The organism is Kineococcus aurantiacus (assembly GCF_013409345.1).
In the GTDB taxonomy this organism is placed as follows: domain Bacteria; phylum Actinomycetota; class Actinomycetes; order Actinomycetales; family Kineococcaceae; genus Kineococcus; species Kineococcus aurantiacus.
The window spans coordinates 3418423-3439991 of sequence record NZ_JACCBB010000001.1; the positions used below are offsets into that span (position 1 = coordinate 3418423).

Annotated in this window: 22 protein-coding genes; 9 read left to right on the forward strand and 13 right to left on the reverse strand. The window is 76.3% G+C overall.

Translation table 11 applies throughout. From position 1 onward, the window contains the following. Positions 1–10: 10 nt before the first annotated feature. The 3 genes from BJ968_RS16510 to BJ968_RS16520 all read right to left on the reverse strand — a co-directional run bounded on the left by BJ968_RS16510 (position 11) and on the right by BJ968_RS16520 (position 3373). On the reverse strand, positions 11–1201 hold the full coding sequence (locus tag BJ968_RS16510) for an FUSC family protein (protein ID WP_179753667.1): 1191 nt from the start codon (positions 1199–1201) through the stop codon (positions 11–13). A gap of 8 nt (positions 1202–1209) precedes the next feature. Beyond that, positions 1210–2418, reverse strand: coding sequence for an alcohol dehydrogenase catalytic domain-containing protein (locus tag BJ968_RS16515; RefSeq protein ID WP_179753669.1), 1209 nt, complete (start codon positions 2416–2418; stop codon positions 1210–1212). A gap of 70 nt (positions 2419–2488) precedes the next feature. Next, entirely contained in the window at positions 2489–3373 is an 885-nt protein-coding gene (locus BJ968_RS16520) for a Rieske (2Fe-2S) protein (protein WP_179753671.1), read from the reverse strand. A 64-nt stretch (positions 3374–3437) separates the two neighbouring features. Between BJ968_RS16520 and BJ968_RS16525 the strand changes: the two genes are divergently transcribed. After that, positions 3438–4790 (forward strand): cytochrome P450, encoded by a 1353-nt coding sequence (locus BJ968_RS16525; RefSeq protein ID WP_218885116.1) that lies wholly within the window; start codon positions 3438–3440, stop codon positions 4788–4790. Then, on the forward strand, positions 4787–5830 hold the full coding sequence (locus BJ968_RS16530; RefSeq protein WP_179753673.1) for an NAD-dependent epimerase/dehydratase family protein: 1044 nt from the start codon (positions 4787–4789) through the stop codon (positions 5828–5830). The genes BJ968_RS16525 and BJ968_RS16530 overlap by 4 nt, the downstream gene beginning before the upstream one ends. On the opposite strand, the gene BJ968_RS16535 is transcribed toward BJ968_RS16530, so the two are convergent. The 3 genes from BJ968_RS16535 to BJ968_RS16545 form a co-directional block, all read right to left on the reverse strand. Continuing rightward, positions 5713–6459 (reverse strand): sigma-70 family RNA polymerase sigma factor, encoded by a 747-nt coding sequence (locus BJ968_RS16535; RefSeq protein ID WP_179753675.1) that lies wholly within the window; start codon positions 6457–6459, stop codon positions 5713–5715. The two genes, BJ968_RS16530 and BJ968_RS16535, sit on opposite strands and share 118 nt — an antisense overlap. Before the next feature lie 100 nt (positions 6460–6559). Next, positions 6560–7516 carry a glycosyltransferase gene (locus tag BJ968_RS16540; protein WP_218885117.1) on the reverse strand — a complete coding sequence of 319 codons (957 nt, stop codon included), beginning with the start codon at positions 7514–7516 and terminating at the stop codon, positions 6560–6562. Continuing rightward, entirely contained in the window at positions 7509–8381 is an 873-nt protein-coding gene (locus BJ968_RS16545) for a glycosyltransferase family 2 protein (RefSeq protein ID WP_179753677.1), read from the reverse strand. Before BJ968_RS16545 ends, BJ968_RS16540 begins: the two co-directional genes overlap by 8 nt. Before the next feature lie 45 nt (positions 8382–8426). Here BJ968_RS16545 and BJ968_RS16550 point away from each other — a divergent pair, with 45 nt between their 5' ends. From BJ968_RS16550 to BJ968_RS16575, 6 genes are all read left to right on the forward strand, one after another. Next, positions 8427–9473 (forward strand): UDP-glucuronic acid decarboxylase family protein, encoded by a 1047-nt coding sequence (locus tag BJ968_RS16550; RefSeq protein ID WP_425491578.1) that lies wholly within the window; start codon positions 8427–8429, stop codon positions 9471–9473. 60 nt (positions 9474–9533) lie between these two features. Further along, on the forward strand, positions 9534–10241 hold the full coding sequence (locus BJ968_RS16555) for an ANTAR domain-containing protein (protein ID WP_218885119.1): 708 nt from the start codon (positions 9534–9536) through the stop codon (positions 10239–10241). A gap of 87 nt (positions 10242–10328) precedes the next feature. Beyond that, complete coding sequence (locus BJ968_RS16560; protein WP_179753679.1) at positions 10329–10487, forward strand: hypothetical protein; 159 nt, start codon at positions 10329–10331, stop codon at positions 10485–10487. A gap of 195 nt (positions 10488–10682) precedes the next feature. Beyond that, a complete protein-coding gene (locus tag BJ968_RS16565; RefSeq protein WP_179753681.1) occupies positions 10683–11393 on the forward strand; it encodes a GAF and ANTAR domain-containing protein in 711 nt (236 codons plus the stop codon). 11 nt (positions 11394–11404) lie between these two features. After that, the gene (locus tag BJ968_RS16570; protein WP_179753683.1) at positions 11405–12097 is read left to right on the forward strand and encodes an ANTAR domain-containing protein; all 693 of its coding nucleotides are present in this window, start codon (positions 11405–11407) and stop codon (positions 12095–12097) included. A gap of 89 nt (positions 12098–12186) precedes the next feature. Then, positions 12187–13440, forward strand: a complete 1254-nt coding sequence (locus BJ968_RS16575) for an ANTAR domain-containing protein (protein ID WP_179753685.1) — start codon at positions 12187–12189, stop codon at positions 13438–13440. On the opposite strand, the gene BJ968_RS16580 is transcribed toward BJ968_RS16575, so the two are convergent. Continuing rightward, complete coding sequence (locus tag BJ968_RS16580) at positions 13422–15290, reverse strand: CheR family methyltransferase (protein ID WP_179753687.1); 1869 nt, start codon at positions 15288–15290, stop codon at positions 13422–13424. The genes BJ968_RS16575 and BJ968_RS16580 overlap by 19 nt on opposite strands. Positions 15291–15294: 4 nt before the next feature. Beyond that, positions 15295–16368 carry a chemotaxis protein CheB gene (locus tag BJ968_RS16585; protein WP_179753689.1) on the reverse strand — a complete coding sequence of 358 codons (1074 nt, stop codon included), beginning with the start codon at positions 16366–16368 and terminating at the stop codon, positions 15295–15297. A gap of 161 nt (positions 16369–16529) precedes the next feature. Here BJ968_RS16585 and BJ968_RS16590 point away from each other — a divergent pair, with 161 nt between their 5' ends. After that, entirely contained in the window at positions 16530–16919 is a 390-nt protein-coding gene (locus tag BJ968_RS16590; RefSeq protein WP_179753691.1) for an STAS domain-containing protein, read from the forward strand. Positions 16920–16985: 66 nt separating this feature from the next. Here the strand turns inward: BJ968_RS16590 and BJ968_RS16595 are convergent, their stop codons facing one another. The 5 genes from BJ968_RS16595 to BJ968_RS27170 all read right to left on the reverse strand — a co-directional run bounded on the left by BJ968_RS16595 (position 16986) and on the right by BJ968_RS27170 (position 21554). Next, positions 16986–17381 carry an STAS domain-containing protein gene (locus BJ968_RS16595; RefSeq protein WP_179753693.1) on the reverse strand — a complete coding sequence of 132 codons (396 nt, stop codon included), beginning with the start codon at positions 17379–17381 and terminating at the stop codon, positions 16986–16988. Between the two features lie 106 nt (positions 17382–17487). Continuing rightward, the gene (locus BJ968_RS25865) at positions 17488–18669 is read right to left on the reverse strand and encodes a SpoIIE family protein phosphatase (RefSeq protein WP_218885120.1); all 1182 of its coding nucleotides are present in this window, start codon (positions 18667–18669) and stop codon (positions 17488–17490) included. A gap of 4 nt (positions 18670–18673) precedes the next feature. Continuing rightward, positions 18674–19606 (reverse strand): glycosyltransferase family 9 protein, encoded by a 933-nt coding sequence (locus BJ968_RS26825; RefSeq protein ID WP_179753695.1) that lies wholly within the window; start codon positions 19604–19606, stop codon positions 18674–18676. Continuing rightward, the gene (locus tag BJ968_RS16610) at positions 19603–20988 is read right to left on the reverse strand and encodes a PfkB family carbohydrate kinase (RefSeq protein ID WP_179753697.1); all 1386 of its coding nucleotides are present in this window, start codon (positions 20986–20988) and stop codon (positions 19603–19605) included. Before BJ968_RS16610 ends, BJ968_RS26825 begins: the two co-directional genes overlap by 4 nt. Beyond that, positions 20985–21554 carry a D-sedoheptulose-7-phosphate isomerase gene (locus BJ968_RS27170; protein WP_425491580.1) on the reverse strand — a complete coding sequence of 190 codons (570 nt, stop codon included), beginning with the start codon at positions 21552–21554 and terminating at the stop codon, positions 20985–20987. Before BJ968_RS27170 ends, BJ968_RS16610 begins: the two co-directional genes overlap by 4 nt. Between the last annotated feature and the right edge of the window lie 15 nt (positions 21555–21569).

Genomic DNA, 21569 nt, shown 5'->3' on the forward strand with positions numbered 1-21569 from the left:
GGGTGCGCGCTCAGCCCCTGCGCCCGAGCCCGCGCCACCTCACCCCGCGCAGTCGGACCCCGCGCAGTCGCACCCCGCGCAGCGGCAGCCCGCGCCGCGGTGCCACCGGCAGGTCCGGGTCGGGACGGGCCCACGGCGTCGGGGCCAGCGCCTCGTCGTCGCTGGCGTCGAGGTCGAGGGCGCCCAGGCAGCGCCGCAGCGCGGTGACGACCGCGCCCGCCGTCTGCCGGTCGCGGGCCAGGGTGAACCGGGCGCCGGACTCCACCGCCGACAGGTGCTGCAGGTGCTCGCGCACCGCCTGCCGGCGCTCGGGGCCACCGTCGGAGGGGTGCTCGCGCAGCAGCCGGGCCAGGGCGTCGAGCACGGCCGCCGTGGGCCACCGCAGCTCCGCCCCCAGCGCCACGGCCCGGTCCACGGGGGCCTGGACCTCCACGAGCAGCTCGCTGAGCTCCTCGACCCGCACCGCCAGGTTCTCCAGCGCGACCCCGCTGAGGTGCTGGTGCCGGGCCTCCTCCAGGTGGGGACGGGCACGCAGGTTGCCCCGCAGCGACTCCTCGGTCTCCTCCCGGCTGGCGCGCACCGACTCCCGGACCGGGGCCACCGCGCGCAGCCGCTGCGCCCACTCCCGCGCCGGGGGCGGGTCGTCGTGGCGCAGGCCGGCGGCGAGGTCGTCGAGCTGGTCGGCCAGGACCGTCGCCAGCTCGTGCAGCGCCTGCGCCGAGCGGGCCAGCGGCACCGACGGCAGGGCGGCGTTCACGGCCACCGCGACGCACCCGCCCAGCAGGGTCAGCCCGCAGTACCCCAGCGCGTACTCGACGGGGTGCTGCGCCCCGGCCACCAGCACGAACAGGGAGACCGTCAGGACCCAGCTGCCCTGCCCGGCGAAGACCCGCCAGCCCGCCAGCAGGGTCGCGCAGAACACGACGAGAGGGATGACGAGCAGGTCCCGGCCCAGCACCTGCGCCAGCGCGAGCGCCAGCAGCGCCCCGCACAGGATCGCCGCGACCGCCCGCGCGGAGTTGCGCACCGAGCTGCGCACCGTCGACCAGGACCCCACGACGGCCCCCAGCGGGGCGAAGTAGGGGTAGGTGCCGGCGACGTCACCGGGCAGGTTCAGCGCCAGCAGCCAGGCCAGGGTGGCGGCGAGCGCGGTGCGCGCCGCCAGCCCCAGCCGCGGCCACCGGCCGAGGAACTGCTTCACGCGCGCGGTCAGGGTTTCAGGACCACCTTGATGCAGCCGTCCCGCTTGGCCTGGAACATCTCGTAGGCCTCGGGGGCGTCCTCCAGGGGGACCCGGTGGGTCGTGAGGTCGTCGATCCCCAGCGGGTCGGAGGGGTCCTCCACGAACGGCATGAGGTCGTCGACCCAGGTCTTGACGTTGCACTGCCCCATGCGCAGCTGGATCTGCTTGTCGAACATCGTCATCATCGGCATCGGGTCGGCCTCCCCGCCGTAGACCCCGGACAGCGAGACCGTCCCGCCGCGCCGGACGGCGTCGACGGCGGTCCGCACGGCCCACAGCCGGTCGATCCCGCCGGTCTCCATCACCTTCTGCGCCACGGCGTCCGGCAGCAGCCCGACGGCGGTCTGCGCGGCCTTGGCCACGACCCCCTCGGCCCCGCCGTGGGCCTCCATGCCGACGGCGTCCAGCACGGCGTCCGGTCCGCGGCCGTCGGTGCGCTCGCGCAGCCGGGTCGGGACGTCGGCGCCGGAGGGGTCGGTCAGGTCGATCGCGGTGACGCCGTTGCGGATCGCCATCTCCCGCCGCTCGGGCACGGGGTCCACCGCGATGACCTGGTACCCGCGCTGGCGGCCGATGCGGGCGGCGAACTGCCCCACCGGTCCCAGGCCCAGGACCGCGAGGGTCCCGCCCTCGGGGACGTCGGCGTACTGCACCCCCTGCCAGGCGGTCGGCAGGATGTCGGACAGGAACAGGTACCGCTCGTCCGGCGCCCCGCCGTCGCCCTCGCGGCCGACCTTGATGGGGTTGAAGTCGGCGTGCGGGACGCGCAGCAGCTCGGCCTGGCCGCCGGGCACCGACCCGTACAGCGAGGTGTACCCGAACAGGGCCGCACCGCTGCCCTTCTCGCGCACCTGCGTGGTCTCGCACTGCGTCGTCAGGCCGCGCTCGCACATCCAGCAGTGCCCGCAGGAGATCGTGAACGGGATGACGACGCGGTCGCCGGGGGCGAGGTTCGTGACCGCCGACCCGACCTCCTCGACGATCCCCATGGGTTCGTGCCCCAGCACGTCGCCCTCGGCCAGGTACGGGGCCAGCACCTCGTACAGGTGCAGGTCCGAACCGCAGATCGCCGTGGAGGTGATGCGGACCACCGCGTCGGTGGGTTCGACGATCCGGGGGTCGGGGACGTCCTGCACCGCCACGGACCGCTTGCCTTGCCACGTCAGGGCTCTCACGGGCGCGTCCTGCCTCTCGCCGGTCGGGGGGAACTCACGAGGGAACCCGCAGCGGGGCTCACGGGGGAACTCACAGCGGCGGCCCGACGACGCGGGCCAGGACGCGGCCCGCGGAGACCTTCGTCTCCACGGTGGGCTGCGGGGCGGTGGCCGGGCCGTCGAGCACGTCGCCGTCGGCGAACCGGAACTCGCTGCCGTGCCAGGGGCAGGTGATGGTCGTGCGCGGTCCCGTCCCCTTCACCTCGCCCTCGTGCAGCGAGGCCCCCAGGTGCGTGCAGGTGTCCGTCAAGGCCATGACCTCCCCGCCGCGGCGCAGCACACACAGCGGGGCGTCGCCGATCCACCGCTGCTGGGGGCGGCCCTCGGCGAGGTCGTCCAGCGGGCCGAGGTCACTGAACTCCTGGCCGTCGCCGGCGAGGTGGACGAGGTGCTCGGCGTGGTTGGCGCCGGCCGCCCAGCGGTAGGCCAGGTGCCCGCCCAGGGCGCCGGCCGCGCCCGCCACGGACGTGCCCGCGGTCCGCAGCAGCCGGCCGTGGCGGCGGGAGAACAGCGACGCCGTCCACAGCGCCGCCGCGACCGCGTTGCCCGCCGCGTGGACGATGGCGGTGCGCTGCTGGTCGGGGTGCAGGTCGACGTAGTCGGCCCAGCCGGCCAGGGCCGTCGGGGCGACGGAGGCCACGCTGACGGCGGCCAGGCCGCGGGCGGGCAGGTCCAGGGCCCGGCCGCCGGGCAGGAGGACCGACGCGGCGTCCAGCAGCAGCGCCGAGACGGACGTCCCGATGGGCAGCTGGGCCATGGCCGGGTGCAGGGGGTGCCCGGCGGGGCGGCCGTGGAGCAGGCCGCGCACGGCACCTCCGGGCAGCAGCCGGTCCGCGACGTCCTTGGCGAACCCGGCGACCGGGTCCAGGGCCGCCCACCGCGAGGGGGCGTCGAAGAGCGAGCTCAGCAGGGGCATGGGTCCGTGCTACGCCGGTCCGCCGCCTCGCGCGCGCCGAAACCGCGTGTGAGGACCGCCACGCTTGAGCACCGCGCTGCGGGGTTTCGTCGTCCGGGGGCGGGGTAGTGCGGAACTCGTGCGACCCGAACTGGTGTTCAGCCTGCTGCTGCGGGGCTTCGACGGGCTGCCCCGGCTGCGGCCCGCGCCGCTGCCGGCGCGGCTGCTGGGCCGGCGCGCGGTGCTGCTGCGCGGCCCGGAGGGGGTCCGCACGTTCTACGACTCCTCCCGCACGTCCCGCACCGGTGCGGTGCCGGCGGTCCTGAGCGACGTCCTGTTCGGCCGCGGCGCCGTCCACGGCCTCGACGACGCCGAGCACCGGGTGCGCAAGGAGCTGTTCACGACCGTGCTGGCCCCCGAGCGGGTCGACGGGCTCGTGACCGCCGCCGCGCAGGAGTGGGACCGCGCCGCGGCGCGCTGGCGCTCGGGGCCGCCCGTGGTGCTCTTCGACGAGGCCGTGGGCGTGCTGGGCCGGGCCGTGCTGCGCTGGTCCGGCGTGCGCGGTGACCACGATCACCACGGGGAGCGTGACGAGCGCACCACGACCCGCCGCGCCCACGACCTGGCGACGATCGTCGACGGGTTCGGCTCGGCCGGGCCCCGCCACCTGCGTGCCCGCGCCGCCCGCCACCGCTGCGAGCGGTGGGCCCGCGCCGCGGTCCGCGACACCCGCGCCGGCCGGCTCACCCCGCCCGCGGGCTCGGCGCTGGAGGAGGTCAGCCGGTACCGCGGCCCCGGCGGCGACGTCCTCGACGAGCGCCTGGCCGCCGTGGAGCTGCTCAACGTGCTGCGCCCCACGGTCGCTGTGGCGTGGCTGGTCACCCAAGCCGCCGTCGCCCTGCACGACGACCCCGGCTGGCGCGACCTGGTGCGCGACGCCCCGCCGGAGCGGGCGCAGGAGCTGGCCGTCGCCGTCGCCCACGAGGTGCGCCGCCGCCACCCGTTCGTCCCGGCCCTCGCGGCCCGCGCGCGCCGGGGCACGGAGGTGGGCGGCGTGCGGCTGCGCGCCGGGGACCGCCTCGTGCTGGACGTCGTCGGGACCCACCGCGACCCCGCGCAGTGGCCCGACCCCGAGCTGTTCGACCCGGGGCGGTTCGCGGGGCAGGGCGAGTGCCCGGTCTCGCACGCCTTCGCCCCGCAGGGCGCCGGTGACGCGCGCACGGGGCACCGCTGCCCCGGCGAGCCGGCGACGGTGCGGTTGCTCGCGCAGGCCGTGCGGGTGCTGTGCCACGAGGACCTCCGGTTCCCCCCGCAGGACCTGCGCGCGCCGGCCCGTCCGGTGCCGTCGCGCCCGGCGAGCGGAGTGGTGCTGGACGTCGGCCCACGGACGGGGCCGACGAGGACGCGGACGGACGAGCGCAGGAGGGTGCGGGCATGAAGGTCGCCATCACGGGGGCGTCGGGCAACGTGGGGACGGCGCTGCTGCGCCGCCTCGCCGCCGACGGGGTCGAGGTCGTCGGGATCTGCCGGCGGCTGCCCGAACCGGTCGGGGTCTACGCCGACGTGCGGTGGGAGTCGCTCGACGTCGCGGGACCGGGGGCGGTGGACCGGCTGGCGCAGGTCTTCGCCGGGGTCGACGCCGTCGTGCACACCGCGTGGCTGATCCAGCCGGCCCGGGACCCGCAGGAGCTGACCCGGGTGAACGTCAGCGGCACCCGCAACGTCGTGCAGGCCGCGCTGCGGGCCGGGGTGCCGCACCTGGTGCACCTGTCCTCGGTGGGGGCGTACGCGACGCACCCGATCGGCGGCGGGCGGGTCGACGAGAGCTGGCCCGCGGCGGGCATCACCCCCTCGCAGTACTCCCGGGAGAAGGCCACCGTCGAGGCCCGCCTCGACGAGGTCGAGCGCGACCACCCCGAGCTCGTCGTCACGCGGGTCCGCCCGGCGCTGGTCTTCCAGCGCGACTCCGGCAGCGAGATCGCCCGGTACTTCCTGGGGGCCCTGGTGCCCACGCGGCTGCTGCGGCGCGTGCCGCTGCCCGTGCTGCCGGTGCCGCAGCGCCTGCGGTTCCAGGTCGTCCACGCCGACGACCTGGCCGACGCCCTGGCGCGGATCCTGGACGTGGTGCCCGGCGGGGCGTTCAACGTCGCCGACGAGCCGCTGCTGACGGGGCGGGACCTGGCGCTGGCGCTGAACGCCGCGCGGTTCCGCGGGGTGGACCGCCGGCTCGTGCGCGCGCTCGCGGCCCTGACGTACCACGCGCGCCTGCACCCCGTGCAGCCCGGCTGGCTGGACCTGGGGTACGGGGTGCCGGTCATGGACACCACCCGCGCCCGCGAGGTGCTGGGCTGGCGCCCGGCTCACGCGGCGCGCGACGTCCTGGTGGAGCTGGTCGAGGGGATGCGCGACCACGCGGGGACGCCCTCGGCGGCCTTGCGGCGGCGGACGGGGCTGGTGACGTCCCGCACGGGGACGTGAACGCCGAGCTCGGCGCGCAGCCGGGTCATGATCCCCGCCAGCAGGCGGGAGACCTGCATCTGGCTGATGCCGAGATCACCGGCGATCTCGGCCTGCGTGGCCTCGGCGTAGAACCTCAGGTGCAGGATGCGGCGCTCGCGGTCGCTGAGCCGGGCCACGGCCCCGCGCAGCGACAGGAGGTCGTCGATGCGGGCCCCGGTGTCCTCGTCGGTGGCGACGTCGTGGCGGGGGACGTCCAGGGACAGCGCGGAGTAGGCGTGGGTGGCGCGGTGGGCCTCGCGCAGCTCGGCGACCGTCGCGTCGAGCCGGGCGGCGAGCTCCTCCTCCGACAGCCCGGTGGTGTCCTCGTGGATCATCCGGGTGCGCAGTTCCTGCAGACGGCGCGGCGGCCGCACGCACCACCCGTGGTCCCGGAACCAGCGGCGCAGCTCGCCGGTGATGGTGGGGGTGGCGAAGGCGCCGAACTCGTGCCCGGCCTCGGGGTCGAACCGTTCGGCGGCCTTCACCAGGCCGAGGCGGGCGACCTGCTCGAGGTCCTCGTCGGGGATCCCGCGGTGGCGGTAGCGCCAGGCCAGCCCGCGGGCCAGGTCCAGGTGCTCGTGGATCAGCTGTTCCCGGGTGTCGAACATGCAGGGTCTCCTCGAGAGTGCGTCGGGTCCTCCCGGGCGACGCTGCTGCACCCGTCGGGCCTCACTCCAACACCGACCCGGGGGGTCGGCAACCGGGAGGTCAGCGCGAGTAGTCGCGTGCCGTGGACGTGCGCTGGGCCTCCTCCAGCGCCGCGAAACGGGCCTCGGCGTGCGGGGGCAGGACGCGCCGTTCCCGCACGAGCCAGGGCAGCCCGGCGACCGCGTCGAGCACCCCGAGGGCGCTGGTGCGGTCGCGCGGCAGCGACGTCAGCAGGTCCCGCGTGCGCCGGGCCGCGGCCGGTAGTGGACGGCGCAACCACGTGAACCACAGGGTGTTGCGGATGCCGTTGCGGCGCCGGCGCGTCGACTCGCGCAGCACCGACGCCTGGTGGTGGACCTGCAGGTCCTCCACGTAGCACAGCTCCCACCCCCGCGCGGCCAGGTCGGCGGCCAGCAGTTCCTCCTCCCCGCCCAGCCACAGCCGCTTGGAGAAACCCCCGACCTCCAGGAAGGCGCTGCGGCGCACCACGGACGCGCCGGCGAGGAAACTGCCGAGCGCGGGGCCGGGCAGGCCGGGTGCGCCGCGCACGGGGGAGTCGCGCAGCTCGGCGACGATGTCGTCCTCGACCCCGCCGGGTTCGACGAGGATCCGGGCGGTGAGCACGGCGACCCGGTCGTCGGCGTCGAGGAGGTCGGCCGCGCGGGCCAGCGAGCCGGGGTCCCACCAGGTGTCGTCGTCGCAGAACGCCACGTAGGGCGTGCGGGCCGAGGCGACGCCGGTGTTGCGGGCGACCGCCCCCTGGTTCTCCGGCAGGACGACGACGTCGAGCCGGTCCCCGCGGGCGGTGCCGCGGGGGTGCTCGGCGCGCAGCGCGTCGGCCGTGCCGTCCGTCGAGGCGTTGTCGAGGACGATGACGCGCGGCCGCTCGGGCAGTTCCAGCAGGCGGCGCACCGCGAGCAGGGCCTCCTCGCGCCGCTGCCAGGTGATGAGGACGACGCTCACCCGGTCGTCCTCGCGCGCCTGCTCGTGCTGCTGCTCGTGCTGCTGCTCAGCCACGGACGGCCAGCCTCTCCTCGACGACGGGGGAGGTCCCGCGGCGCTGGCGCAGCGCCGCCGGGACCCGGGGGACCGCGGCCAGCGCGCCGCGCCGCGCCTCGCCCCCGGCCAGGAACGAGCCGACGGTGCTGCGCGCCGCGACCCGCAACGGCCGGCGCATCCAGGCCGTCAGCAGGGCGTTGCGCTGCAGCAGTTCCCGCCGCTGCTGCGCGGTGCCGCGGCTGGGGGAGGGGTGGTGGTGGGCCACGACGTCGTCGACGTAGGCCAGCCCCCAGCCGGCGGCGAGCAGGTCGTAGGTGACGCGCTCCTCCTCCCCGCCGAAGTGCACGACGCGGTCGAAACCCCCGGTGGCCAGGAAGGCGTCGCGGCGCACGACGGTCGCGCACGCCACGAAACCCGTGACGTGCGGGCCGGGCAGGTCCGGGGCGCGGCCCCACGGCGCCGAGGCCATGTCCAGGCACACCGGGTCCAGCTCCTCGGCCGGTCCCACCAGGGTCCGCGCGGCCAGCACCGCCAGCCGCGGGTGCTCGGCGAACAGCTGCTCGGCCCGCTGCAGGGAACCGGGGGCCCACCAGGAGTCGTCGTCGGCGAAGGCGACGACCTCGGTGCGGGCCGCCGCGACCCCGAGGTTGCGGGCGGTCGCCCCCAGGTTCTGCCCCGGCCGCAGCGTGCGCAGCCCCGGTTCGCCCGCGGCCCGCCGCCGGGCGGCCTCGGCGGCCAGCACCGCGGGGGTGTCGTCGGTCGAGCCGTTGTCCACGACGACGACCTCCGCGGCGTGCCGGGGGAGGGTGACCCGCAGGTCGGCCGCCCGGTCTCGGGTCGCCACGACGACGGTGGCGCCGGGGGCGCGCTCGGGAGCAGGCATGGGCGCGACCGTACCGACGCGCGGGAGCACCCGCTCGGTGGTTCCATCGGGGACGTGCCCCACATCCCCTTCCGCCGCGCCGTGGTGACCGGCGGTGCCGGGTTCCTCGGATCCCACCTCTGCGAGGCCCTCCTCGACGCCGGTGTCGAGGTCGTCTGCCTGGACAACTTCCTCACCGGCACCCCCGCGAACGTCGCGCACCTCATGGAGCACCCGGGTTTCCACCTGCGGCGCTGCGACATCACCGAGTACGTGCACGTGCCCGGGCCGGTGGACCTCGTCCTGCACTTCGCCTCCCCGGCCTCCCCCGTGGACTACCTCAAGCTGCCGCTGGAGACGCTGAAGGTCGGGTCGACGGGCACCTGGCACGCCCTGGGGCTGGCCAAGGAGAAGCAGGCCCGGTTCGTGCTGGCCTCCACGTCGGAGACCTACGGCGACCCGCAGGTCCACCCGCAGCCGGAGAGCTACTGGGGCCACGTCAACCCGGTGGGCCCGCGCGGGGTGTACGACGAGTCCAAGCGCTACGCCGAGGCGCTGACGACGGCGTACCGCACGACGCACGGCGTCGACACCGCCATCGTCCGCATCTTCAACACCTACGGCCCGCGGATGCGTGCCGCCGACGGCCGCGCCATCCCCACCTTCATCCGCCAAGCGCTGGCGGGGGAGCCGGTGACGGTGGCCGGTGACGGGCAGCAGACGCGGTCGATCTGCTACGTCTCCGACCTGGTCACCGGGATCCTGGCCCTGGCCGCGAGCGGGCACGCCGGGCCGATGAACATCGGCAACCCCGAGGAGCTCAGCGTCCGGGCCATCGCCGAGGACGTCATCGCCGGCGCGGGGTCGAGCTCGACCCTGGAGTTCGTCGGCCGTCCCGTCGACGACCCCCAGGTCCGCCGGCCCGACACGACGCTGGCGCGGACCGTCCTGGGCTGGGAACCGCGGGTGAGCTGGGCCGAGGGGCTGGCCCGGACCGTGAGCTGGTTCCGGGAGGAGCTGGCGGCGGCGCAGCAGGAGCAGGCCCACGCCGCGCAGGTGGTGGACCTGCGCGGGCAGGCCGCGACCCTCCCGCCGGTGCGCACCGGCGGCTAGGGTTGGGCCCGGCGCCCGAGGTCGAATCCCCGGCCCGTGGGCCGGACGAGACGAGGTCCCGTGGCGAGCACCGAGTCGAGCACCCGGCCGGGGGAACCGCTGACGGCGTCCCTGGCGGAGATGGCGCGCCGGCTCCAGGGTGAGACGCGCGCCAGCGACGTCATGCAGGAGGTCCTGACCAGCGCCTCCGCGCTCGTCGGCGGGGTCGAGCACGCCTCGCTCAGCGTCGTGCGCGGGCGGCGGCAGGTGTGGTCCGCCGCGGTCACCTCCGACCTCGCGCGGCGGTTCGACCGCACGCAGGAGGAGCTCGGCGAGGGCCCCTGCCTCGACGCGATGTTCACCGAGCCCGTGGTCCGCACCGACGACCTGCTCACCGACCCCCGCTGGCCCCGGCTCGCGGCGCGGTCGGCCGACCTCGGGGTGCGGAGCATGCTCTGCTTCCAGCTGTTCGTGCACCGCGGCACCCTCGGCGGCCTGAACCTGCTGTCCTCGCGGGAGGGGGCCTTCGACGACGACGCCGCGGTCGTCGGCTCGATGATCGCGGCCCACGCCGCGGTGGCCCTCGCGGACGCGCAGCAGCTCGAGGACCTGTCCACGGCGCTGCGGCACCGCGACGTCATCGGCCAGGCCAAGGGCATCCTCATGGAGCGGTTCAAGGTCGACGCCGACCAGGCCTTCGCGCTGCTGGCCCGCGTCAGCCAGGAGCGCAACGTCAAGCTCCACGCGCTCGCCGAGGAGCTCACCCGCTCCGGTGCGCTGGAGCGCTGACGGGCTCGACGGGCACGAGGGTGGCCGGCCCCCTAGCGTCGGGGCGGTGAGCCGACCGCTCACCACCCGAGCGAACGGAGGAAGACCGTGACCACCCCTTCCGAGGAACCCGGCACCGAGGCCGCGGCGGAGTCGCCGACCGAACCCGGCTACGGCAACGACACGGGGTTCGCGCAGGAGGCCGAGGAGGCCGACCCGCAGGTGCAGGACGACGCGCAGGACGGGGACGGCGCCGGTCCGGCCTGACCCGCCGCCCGCGGTGCCGGGAGGGGGCGCGCGTCGTGTAGCTTCGGAGGCCGGTTGAACCGCCAGCCCCACTGCACGTCCGCTCCACCCCCGGTCCCGCCCGGGTGGCCGTGGCCGTCGGGAGGAACGTCCACCGAGCCCTCGACCCCCTGCCCCCCTGCGCCGTCGCCGGGCACGGGCAGGGAAGGAAGAACGATGCCGCTGGCCCTCGAGGCCGCGCTCCTCGAGCTGGGTCGCCTCCTGCTCGACCAGCCGCTGCCGGCCGTCCTGCGCCGCGTCGCCGACCTCGCGGTCGAGTCCGTCCCAGGGGCCGACGACGTCTCGATCACCTTGCTGCGCAAGGGCGAGCCGCAGACCGTCGTCTTCCACGGGGCGCTCGCGGCCGAGCTCGACGAGCGGCAGTACGGCCTGGGGTACGGTCCGTGCGTGGCCGCCGCCCAGGCCGGTGCGACCGTGCGGATCGACGACACCGCCGGGGACGACGCCTTCCCCCACTTCTCCGCGGTCGCGGCCCGGCGCGGTGTGCGCAGCGTCGTGGCCGTGGGGCTGCCGGACCCGGACCGGTGCCAGGGGGCGATCAACGCCTACTGCCTCGCCGCCACGGGCCGGCAGGCGGTCCCGGAGGAGGCGCAGCGGGCGCTGGAGCTCTTCGCGCAGTACGCCGCGGTGGCGCTGGGCAACGCCGCGGCCCTGGCCCGGGCCGGGGAACGGGCCCAGAACCTGCAGGTCGCCATGCAGTCCCGCGCGGTCATCGAGCAGGCCAAGGGCGTCCTCATCGCCCGGCACGGCCTCGACGCCGAGGCCGCGTTCGAGCACCTGGCGCTGCTGTCCCAGCGCGCCAACCGCAAGCTGCGGGACATCGCCGCGGAGATCGTCGACGGCGCGCGCAGCGCCGCCGGCCGGTGAGGAGGAGGACGATGGACGGACGAGCGCTGGGGGCGCGCCTGCGGAGGGCGCTGGGGGACCGGGTGGTCCCCGGGACGGACGCCGGGGTGGCCGCGGGGGTGGCCGCGGAGGACGGGGCCGAGGACCGCGTGGAGGACGCCCTCGACGCGCTGGAGGCCCTGCTGGACCTGGACTGGGTCGAGCCCCACCGGGTCGAGGCCCTGCTCGCCGCCGAGGAGGTCGCCGGGGGTCCCGGCGTGCGCTCCCTGGCCGAGGACCTCGCCGTCGCGCGGCTGCGCGCCCGGACCGCGGGCCTGGCCAGCCGGGAGGCCGTCGCCCGCGCGCGCACCGTCGTCGCCCGCTCCCAGCAGCTCGCCGACGCCGCCGCGCGCCGCCGCGCGGCCGCCGGCCGGGCCGTCCCGGACGACCCCGACCACGTCGCGGCGCTGGAACGGGAGGTGGAGCAGCTGCGCACGGCGCTGAGCAACCGCCCCGGCATCGAGCACGCCGTCGGCGTGGTCATGGTCACCGTCGGCTGCGACGCCGAGAAGGCCTGGGACCTGATGAGCCGGCTGTCCCAGCACACCAACGTCAAGCTGCGGGTGATGGCGGCGGCCCTCACCGAGGCCGTGGCCGGCGGCCGGGGCGTGCCGCCGGAGGTCGCGGCCGCGCTGCGGCTGCTGGCCGCCGGGGGACGGCTCGGCGCGGCGCTCGGCGAGCGCTGAGCAAGAGGGGTTGCGCCTGCACGACGCCGTGACAGGATGCAGTCACCATCGAACTCACGGTGCCACCACGATCTGCGAGGGGCCCTGCGATGTCCGTTGAGCGCACTACGCTCCCCGTAGACGACCCGCTAACCCTCCAGCTCAGCGTCGTCACCCACGAGCTCGCCGTCGCCGACGACGAGCTGGCCGCCCAGCAGCGCGAGATCGACGACCTCGTCGCCCGCGAGTCCGACGCGCGCCGCACGGTCAGCGCCCTCACGCACAGCGTCCCCGTGCCCGTCCTGGTCACCGACCCGGTGGGCGGTGTCGTCGAGGCCAACCTCGCCGCGGCGACCCTGCTCGGGGTCCCCCTGGCCCGGCTGGTGCGCAAACCCGTGCAGGCCTTCGTCGCCCCCGAGGCCCGCGGGGCCGTCCGCGGCCTGGTCTCCCGCGCCGCGAGCACCGGGTCGGCCACCGGCACCGTGACCCTGGTGCCGCGCCACGCGCCCACCCGCGCGGCCCGCGTGGTGCTGACCGCCGGCGGCCGTCGCCCGGACGGCCGGGCGAGCTTGTCCTGGGTGTTCGTGGACGGACCGCCGGCCGACGACGCCGCCCTGAAGGCCCTCGCCGGGCTCACGGCGCTCAGCGTCGGGGACACCACGGTGCACGACCTGCTGACCCGCATCTCGACCCTCGCCACCGGCGCCGTCCCCGGGGGGTCCTGGTGCAGCGTCGTGCTCGGCGACCCCGCCGACCCCGACGAGCTCGCCGCCGACTCCGAGCAGGCCCAGCGGATGGACGGCGCCCAGTGGCGCACCGGGCAGGGCCCGGCGCTCACCGCCTACGCCGACGGCACCCCCGTCGTCGCCCCCCGGTTGGAGGAGGACCCGCGCTGGCCCGCCCTGGCGGCCCTCGCCGGGACCCTGCCCGCCCGCGGCGCCCTCGCCGTGCCGATCCGCGCGCAGGACACCGTCCGCGGGGTGCTGACCGTCTACGGCCAGGAGGAGGGCACCCTCGACTCCGACACCCAGCTCGACCGGGCCCTGGTGTTCGCCCACGCCGCCGCGGCCGTGCTGCAGGACGTCCTGCGCGTGGAGGAGCTGCGCTCGACGGCCGAGAACCTCAAGATCGCCATGAGTTCCCGCGCCACCATCGAGCAGGCCAAGGGCCTCATCGCCGGGTGGCTGGGCTGCACCGTCGAGGACGCCTTCGCCACCCTCAGCCGCGTCTCCATGGACCGCAACGTCAAGCTGCGCGACATCGCCGCGCTCGCGGTCGCCGACCCGTCCCGGCACGACCTGCAGCCCCTCCTGGCCGAGGCCTGGCACCGGTTGCGGCAGGAGCGTCAGCGCTCGTCGAGCTGATCCATGACGACCAGGGCCCCCGAGCGGCCGGGGGTCCCGGCCAGCGAGCTCACCGTGACCTGCACGCGGATGGACCGGCCCCGGCGGTTCACGGCCGCCAGCTCGAACGTGGCGTCGGTCCCGGGGAGCTGCTCCCCGGCGAGCACGGCCCGCACGGCGGGCCCGACCTCGTGCAGCGGCAGGCCGATGTCGAGGTTGAGCAGGTGCTGGCCGGCGGCCTCGTCGGCCCGCACCCCCCACAGGTCCGCCGCCCAGGCGTTCCACACGGTGACGCGCATGTCGGGGTCCACCACCGCGACCCCCACGCGCAGGCTCGCGAAGACGCCCTCCATGTAGCCGTTGAGGGCGCTGACCTCGTCGGTGCGCAGCCGCAGCTCGTGGTTGGAGGTCTGCAGCTCGTCGTTCATCGACTGCAGCTCCTCGTTCATCGTCTCGAGCTCCTCGTTGGTCGAGTGCAGCTCCTCGTTGGTGGTCTCCAGCTCTTCGACCGTCGACTGCAGCTCCTCGTTGGTGGTCTCCAGCTCCTCGTTGGTCGACTGCAGCTCCTCGTAGGCCGTCTCCAGCTGCCGGTGGGCGTCCTCCAGCTCGTCCTGCAGCTGCCGGGACCGGCTGACGTCGATGAACACCACGGTCGTGCCGAGCGTCTGCCCCTGCGGGGTGCGCAGCGGGACGACCTGCACGTCGAACCACTGCCGCTCCCCGCGCGTCCGGTGGAACTCCACGTCCCGGATCCACACCGTGCGGCGCTGGGTGTGGGCCTGCTCGACGGCCGAGCGCAGTTCCACGGGGCGGTAGCTGACCTCCAGGTCCTGGAACGGGCGGCCGGTGTCGGCGGCCGTCAGCCCGAACAGCGCCTCGGCGCGGTGGTTGGACAGCACGACCTCGCCGTCGGCGCCCAGCACGATCTGCGCGACCGGGCTCGCGGCCAGCGCCTCGGCGCGCAGCGTCACCGCGTCGTCGGTCCCGGGCGGGAACACGCTGGGGGTCAGGACGGGGGAGACCCGGCCCTGGGTCCGGCTCCCCCCGACCCGGCGGAAGAACCGGTTCTTGAGGTCGACGGGGGTGAACAGCGCCGCCTGGCTGAGCAGCATCTCGGCCTTGCCGAGGAACAGCAGCCCGTCGGGGCGCAGCGAGTAGTGCAACCGCTCGGCGATGCGGGCCTGCGTCTCGGCCGTCAGGTACATCAGGGTGTTGCGGCAGGTCAGCAGGTCCACGTGGGAGATGGGCGCGTCCTGGACGAGGTCGGCCCGTCCGAAGATCACCGACCGGCGCAGGTCCTGGCGGAAGGTGAACCGGCTGCCGTTGGGCTCGAAGTACCTCGCGAGCAGGTCCGGCGGCAGGCTCTTGACCTCCCGCTCGCTGTAGGTGGCCGTGCGCGCGTGGGTGAGGGCCTCCTCGTCGGCGTCGGTCGCGTAGATCTTGACCCGCTCGCGGAACTCCTCGGGGCCCAGCAGCTCGGCCAGGCAGATCGCGACGGTGTAGGCCTCCTGCCCCGAGGCGCACCCCGCGCTCCAGGCGCGCAGGGGGCCCGTCGGGCGCTGGGACAGCAACTGCGGCAACAGGTCCGAGCGCAGCCGGTCCCAGGCCTCGGCGTCGCGGAAGAACGAGGTGACGTTGATGAGGATCGTGTTGAACAGGGCCCCGAACTCGTCGGCGTCGACCTCCAGGAGGTCGCGGTACTCCTCGTACCCCGGCACGCCCACGTCGTCCATGCGGCGGTGGACGCGGCGCAGCAGGCTCGCGCGCTTGTACCCCGTGAAGTCGAAACCCCGGGCCCCCTTGAGGTGCTGCAGCAGCGCCTCGAACTGCTCGGGGGTCCCGCGCGGCGGGTCGCCGTCGTGCTCGCTCACGTCCTCAGCCGTCCTTCTCGTCGGTGCGCTCTTCGGTGCGCTCGCCGGTGCGCTCGTCGGTGCCCACCGCGGTGCGCACCGCGCGGGAGGTCAGCAGGCCCCGGATGGCGCGCGCCGCCTCGCTCGTCTCGGTGGCCCGTTCCAGGAACCGGCTGGCGGTCAGCCGGTGACCGTGCTCGGCCGCGCGCTGGCCCATCTCGCGCGACAGCGCGGCGCGTTCCTCCAGGCTGCGCAACGCGATCCACAGCGCGCTGTCCAGTTCGGACGTCTGCTGCTCGTGCAGGCTCTCCGGGCTCCAGGCGTGCCCGACCCGGCAGCGGAACCGCAGCGCACCGTGGTCCTCGATGCGCCACAGGACCCCCGAGCAGTCGGGGCAGGAGTACCCCGACGGCGTGCCGGGGTGGTCGTCGGACTCCAGCGGTGTCAGGTCGAACTCGGCCACGGCCACCTCCTCCTCGAGCGGTTCGGGCACCTCGGGCTGCTGCGGCGCCGGCTGCCCGACCAGGCGCACCAGCAGCCCGGCCAGCCCGGCGAGCGGGACGACGTGCTCGGGGGCGGCGGTCTCCAGGGCTGCGCGGGGCATGCCGTCGTAGAGGGCGTCGGCGGGGTCCTGCACGACGCCCAGGCCGCCCTGGGCGCGCAGGGCGACCAGCCCGGCCGCCCCGTCGTCGAGCGTGCCGGACAGCACGACGCCGATGGCGCGCGGCCCGACGGCGCGCGCCGCGGACCGGAACATCGCGTCCACGGCCGGCCGGTGGCCGTTCTCCCGCGGTCCGGCGCCCAGCACGACGTGGCCGTCGCGCAGCAGCAGGTGGTGGTCGGGGACCGCGACGAGGACCTCGCCGTGCCGCAGCGGTTCCCCGTCCCGCGCGGGGCGGGCCGGCAGCGGGCCGGAGCGGTCCAGGATGGCGGCGAGCGCGTTGGCCCCCGTGGGCGGCACGTGCAGGACGACCAGGACGGTGGCCGGCAGGTCCACCGGCAGGCCCGCCACGAGGGTCCGCAGGGCCTCGACCCCACCGGCGCTCGCCCCGACGAGGACGACGTCGCGGGTGGGGCCGTGCGGTGAGGTGGGGGGCACGTCCGTCACCCTAGTGTCCCGGGCTCCCACCGGCCCCGGCCCGCTGCCCGCGGGAGGCGCTTCCCATCGGCCGCCGACGTGGCTAGCGTGGGACCAGGTTGCACAGCCAGCCTCGGCGACGACGCCCCGGCCGGGCGTCGGCCACACGAAGGGGGCGTCCCGTGACGACCACCACGATGAGCACCGAGATCCCGGGCCCCGCCCTGCGGGTGCGGGTCCTGTCCACCCCTTCCCGGCGCACCGTCCTGCTGGACGGTGAGTTCGAGGCCGGGTCCGCCGACCTCGTCCGCACCACCGTCGGCCACCTGCTGCACCCGGGCCGGGAGGTCGTGCTCGACCTGGGGCACGTGACCTTCTGCGACGTCCCGGCGTGCAACGCGCTCTTCGCCTGCGCGCACGACGCCCGGGACGTCGGCGCGCGGCTCGAGCTGGTGCACGTCGGGGACTTCCACCGGCGCGTGTTCGCGCTGGTGGGGCTGGACGCCGTGCTGCCCGTCGACGGTCACCGGCGCGGGGTCTGCGCGGCCGGCTCGCTGGAGGCCGCCGGGTAGGCGGCCGGGACGGCCAGCGCCGGTGGGCCCCGGCGGACCGCGGGCCGGTGACGGCCGAGGGTCCCCTCAGGGACCCTCGATCGTCACCACCTCGTCCACGCGCAGCATCGTCAGGAGCCGGCGCTGGAACGGGCGCGGGTTCGCCACCGCGACCGTGCGGCGCGCGGCAGCCGCCTGGTGCGCGCAGGCCAGCAGGGCCCGCGCGGCGGAGGCGTCGCAGAACTCCACCGCGCCGAGGTCGACGACGACGTCCCGGCCCGAGCGCAGGACGTGGTCGACCGCGGCGCAGACCAGGTCGACCGAACCGGCGTCGAACTCCCCGTGCAGCCGGATCCGCCGGCGGCCGCTGTCGTCCGGTTCGGGGTCCACCCGCAGGCGCAGCGGCGGTTCCTGGATGGTCGGCCAGCCGGTGGTGCGGGGCAGCACGGCGAGCGGGGTCTCGTCGAGGGTGGGTCGTCGCACCGGGTGCCTCTCTGCCGCGAGGGACGACGTGACGCGGAGCCGGTCACGGAGGCTGGCTGCACAACCTCTCGGCACCGTACATCCGGGACCCGGTCCCCTCAACAGATCACCGGCCGGTGGCGTCGCTCCCGTGCCAGTCCAGGCACAGGACCGTGGCGTCGTCGGCCGCCGACGCCCCGCCGGGGTGCCGTTCGGCGGCCTCGGCCACGGCCGCGCTGAGGATCTGGATGAGCTGCCGGGGGTGCTCGTCCCGGTGCTCGCGCAGCAGGCCCGGCAGGTCCACGTCGCGGGCGTTGCGTTCCAGCATCCCGTCGGTGAGCAGCAGCAACCGGTCCCCGGGTTCGAGCTGGAAACCCTGGACGGCGTACCGCTCGTCGGGCAGCACCCCCAGCGGCAGGTCGGGTTTCAGGTGCACCTTCTCCACCCGCTCGTCCCGGACGAGCAGCGGCAGCGGGTGGCCCGCGTCGACGGCCTGCACGCTCCCGTCGGCGAGGCGGACGTCCAGCAGCAGGCCTGTGACGAAACCCAGGCCGCTGCGGTGCTCGGCGATCGCCCCGGAGGCCGCGGCGGCCATCGCGGCGACGTCGTCACCGGCGCGCCGGCTGTTGCGCAGGCTGCCCACGGTCAGGGTGGCCAGCAGCGCCGCGTCCACGTCGTGGCCCATGGCGTCGGTCATCGAGACGAACAGCCGGTCCTCGTCCAGGGCGTAGTCGAAGGTGTCGCCGCCGACGGTGCTGGCCGGTTCCAGCCAGCCCGCGAGCGTGAACTGCCCCGCCTCGCAGGTGAACGCGTCGGGGAGCAGCCGGCGCTGGATCTCCCCGGCCAGCGACACGGGCCGGGTCCGCTGGCCCCACTCGTACAGGTCGGTGTGCCGGCGCTCGGTGGTGACGACGTAGGCCAGGGCGCGCGCGGCGTCCACGAGGCGGTCCAGCGCGTCCTCGCCGGGGGCGCTGGGCAGGGTGAGTTCCAGCAGCCCCATGGCGTCCCCGCGCGCCGTCACCGGCACCAGGACGTGCACGCCGGAGCGGTGCTCGACGACGCGCGGCTCCTGCCGCACGAGGGTGCTGGCGTAGGGCAGGTCGCCGTCGGCCAGGGGCACCTGCTCGCCCGTCCCGCCGCTGATCCGGATGAGGTTCTTGCCGACGAAGTCGGTGATGAGGAAGCTCACCCGCCGGGCGCCGAACTCCTGCGCGAGCCGGTCGGCGAACACCGCCACGGCGGCCGTCGGCGGCGCCGACTCGACGGCGTCCAGGGGCAGGGGGAACCCCGAGGTACCGGAGGACGTCACCGCCTCATCGTGCCAGCAGGTGCGCCGCCGCGCAGATCACCTCCTCGACGGTGGTGCGCGCCAGCGTCGGGTCGACCCCGGTCCCGTGCGGGTCGCCGACGTAGTCCCGCGCGCCGGGGTCGCCGTGCCACAGCACGGTGTGCCGGTCGGCGTCGATCGCCGGCCCCCACCACGCGGGGGGCGTGGGGCCGAACAGCACGACCGAGGGGGTGGCGAACGCCGTGGCCAGGTGGGCCGTGCCGGTGTCCCCGGACAGCATCAGCCGCGCCGAGGCCACCAGACTGGCCAGCTCGTCGAGGGTGGAGGCCCCGCAGCGGTCCCGCGCCCCGGCGGCGGCCAGCGCCGCCCCCAGGTCCCGCTCGTCGGCGGTGCCGGTGACGACGACGTCCAGGCCCTGCCCGACGAGGTGGGCGACCACCTCGCGCCAGCGGTCCACGGGCCAGCGCCGGGCCGGGAACGCCGCCCCCGGGTGCACCACGACGGGACCGTCGGGGACCGCGGTGCGGTCGCGCAGCCGCAGGTCCTCGGGTCCGCACCGCGCGCCCCACGCCGCCACCAGACGGCACCAGCGGTCCACCTCGTGCTCGTGGCGGACCCACTCGGGACCCTCGAAACCGTCCGTGCCGAACCCCAGGAGCCGGGCGGGGCCGGTGGCGGCCAGCACCCGCCGGCTCTCGGGGCCCCTGCCGTGCAGGTCCACCGCGAGGTGCCCGGACCCGGCGGCGTCCAGGGGGTCCAGGTCGCGCGTCACCAGCACCTCGTCGACGACGCCCCGGGCCCGCAGGAACCCCCCGATCCCGGCGGGGCAGGCGAGGACCAGCCGGTGGCCGGGGAACGCCCGGCGCAGGCCCCGCAGCGCCGGGACCCCGGCGAGCAGGTCGCCCAGGCCCAGGGACCGCAGGACGAGCAGGTCGGACCGGTCGAGCGCGAAGGTCACCCGATCCGTCCGAGGATGCCCGTCGTGGACCGGCCGTCCAGGTACGGCAGGAGCACCACGCCCCCGCCCCAGCTGCGCACGAGGTCGCCCTCGGGCAGCTCGGCGTAGTCACCGCCCTTGACCCACACGTCGGGCCGCAGGTCCGCCAGCGCCGCCTGCGGGTCGTCCTCCTCGAACACCACGACGGCGTCGACGCTGGCCAGGGCCCGCAGCACGCGCTCGCGGTCGCCCTGCTCCACGACGGGACGGTCCGGGCCCTTGAGCCGGCGCACCGAGGCGTCGGAGTTCAGGAGCACCACCAGCGCGTCGCCGAGCCCGCGGGCCGCCTCCAGGCAGCCGACGTGCCCGGCGTGCAGGACGTCGAAGCACCCGCCGGTCGCCACGACCGTGCCGCCGGCCGCGCGGACGCGGGCCACGACCCCGGCCGCCGACTCCCCACCCGCCCGGGCCGCGCCCGTCCGGGCCGCGGGGGCCGGGGGGGCCGGGACGGGGGAGTCGGCGAAGAACCCGGTGGTGCCGCCCCCCGCGACCCACGCCGAGGCGTCCCGCACCGCCCGGTCCAGCGCCTGCGACAGCGAGGAACCCCGCGCCACCTCCACGGCGCACGTCGCCGCGAACCGGTCACCGGCCCCGCACGGGTCGCCCGCGGCCGGGACGGCCGGCAGGTGCAGCACCTCCCCGCCGGAGGCGCAGTACGCCCCGTCGGCCCCCGCGGTGACGCACACCGACCGCACGTCCCACCGCTCGCGCAACCGCGTCGCCGTGACCCCGGGGTCTCCGCCCCCGTCCGCGCCCCCGTTCGCGCCGCCCAGGGCCGCGCGGGCCTCGGCGAGGTTCGGCGTCACCAGCGCCGTCCCCGGCACCGGGGCGCCCCCGCGCGGGTGCGGGTCCCACACGACCGGCACCCGCCCGGCCACCGCGGCCAGGGCCGCCCGGACCCGCGGGTCCCGCGTCGTGCCCGCGCCGTAGTCCGAGACCAGCACCACGTCGGCGCCGTCCAGCACCCCGTCCAGCACCCCGGGGTCGAAACCCCCCGGGGTCCCCGGCCCGCCCTCGTCGAGGCGGGCCAGGACGTGGCCGTTGGTGCGCACGCGCGACTTCGTGCGGGTCGGGCCCTCGTGCGGCAGGGCGTGCACCTCGATGCCCGGCAGCAGGTCCCGCAGCCGCCGGCCCGCGGCGTCGTCGGCCAGCGGCGCCACCAGCGCGACCGTCACCGACGGGTCCAGGGCCGCCAGCAGCGCCGTCAGCGCCGCCCCGCCGGGGGACTCGCGGACCCCCTCGACGTCGACCACGGGCACGGGCGCGTCCGGGGCCAGCCGCGAGGAGGACCCCACGACCTCCCGGTCCAGCAGCGCGTCCCCGACCACCACGACGCGCTTCACGCCAGCACCTCGCGCTCCACGGCCGTCAGGTCCACCGTGCGCCGCGCGGGCAGGTGCGCCTCGACCGCCACGCACAGGGCGTGCACCGCCATGAGGTGCCCCTCCTGGACCGCGGACGTGCTGGGCCCGGGGAAGCCCAGGGTGTCGTCGGCCAGCGCCCGCAGCGGGTTGTGCGCCGACGACGTCAGCGCCCACACCGTCAGCCCCAGCTCGCGGGCCCGCTCGGCCGCGCGCAGCAGGTTCGGGCTGCGCCCGCTCGTGGAGACCAGCAGCAGCACGTCGCCGGGGCGGCCGTGCGCCTCGACCTGGCGGGCGAACACCTCCTCCACGCCGTAGTCGTTGGCGATGGCCGTCACCGCCGACGTCTCGGCGTGCAGCGCGATCGCCGACAGCGGCCGGCGCTCGCCCACGAACCGGCCCACGAGCTCGGCCGTCAGGTGCTGCGCCTCCGCCGCGCTGCCGCCGTTGCCGGCCACCAGCAGCCGCCCGCCGTGGTCGACGACGCCGACCAGCTCGCGGCCCCAGCGGTCGATGCGGTCGGTCTCGGCCTCCAGCGCCTTCAGCACCCCGGCCAGTTCCCC

Coding starts and splice junctions, on each gene's coding strand:
- BJ968_RS16520 (WP_179753671.1), bottom strand. CDS start 3,373: ATGCCCCTGCTGAGCTCGCTCTTCGACGCCCCCTCGCGGTGGGCGGCC.
- BJ968_RS16530 (WP_179753673.1), top strand. CDS start 4,787: ATGAAGGTCGCCATCACGGGGGCGTCGGGCAACGTGGGGACGGCGCTG.
- BJ968_RS16535 (WP_179753675.1), bottom strand. CDS start 6,459: ATGTTCGACACCCGGGAACAGCTGATCCACGAGCACCTGGACCTGGCC.
- BJ968_RS16545 (WP_179753677.1), bottom strand. CDS start 8,381: ATGCCTGCTCCCGAGCGCGCCCCCGGCGCCACCGTCGTCGTGGCGACC.
- BJ968_RS16565 (WP_179753681.1), top strand. CDS start 10,683: ATGCCGCTGGCCCTCGAGGCCGCGCTCCTCGAGCTGGGTCGCCTCCTG.
- BJ968_RS16570 (WP_179753683.1), top strand. CDS start 11,405: ATGGACGGACGAGCGCTGGGGGCGCGCCTGCGGAGGGCGCTGGGGGAC.
- BJ968_RS16575 (WP_179753685.1), top strand. CDS start 12,187: ATGTCCGTTGAGCGCACTACGCTCCCCGTAGACGACCCGCTAACCCTC.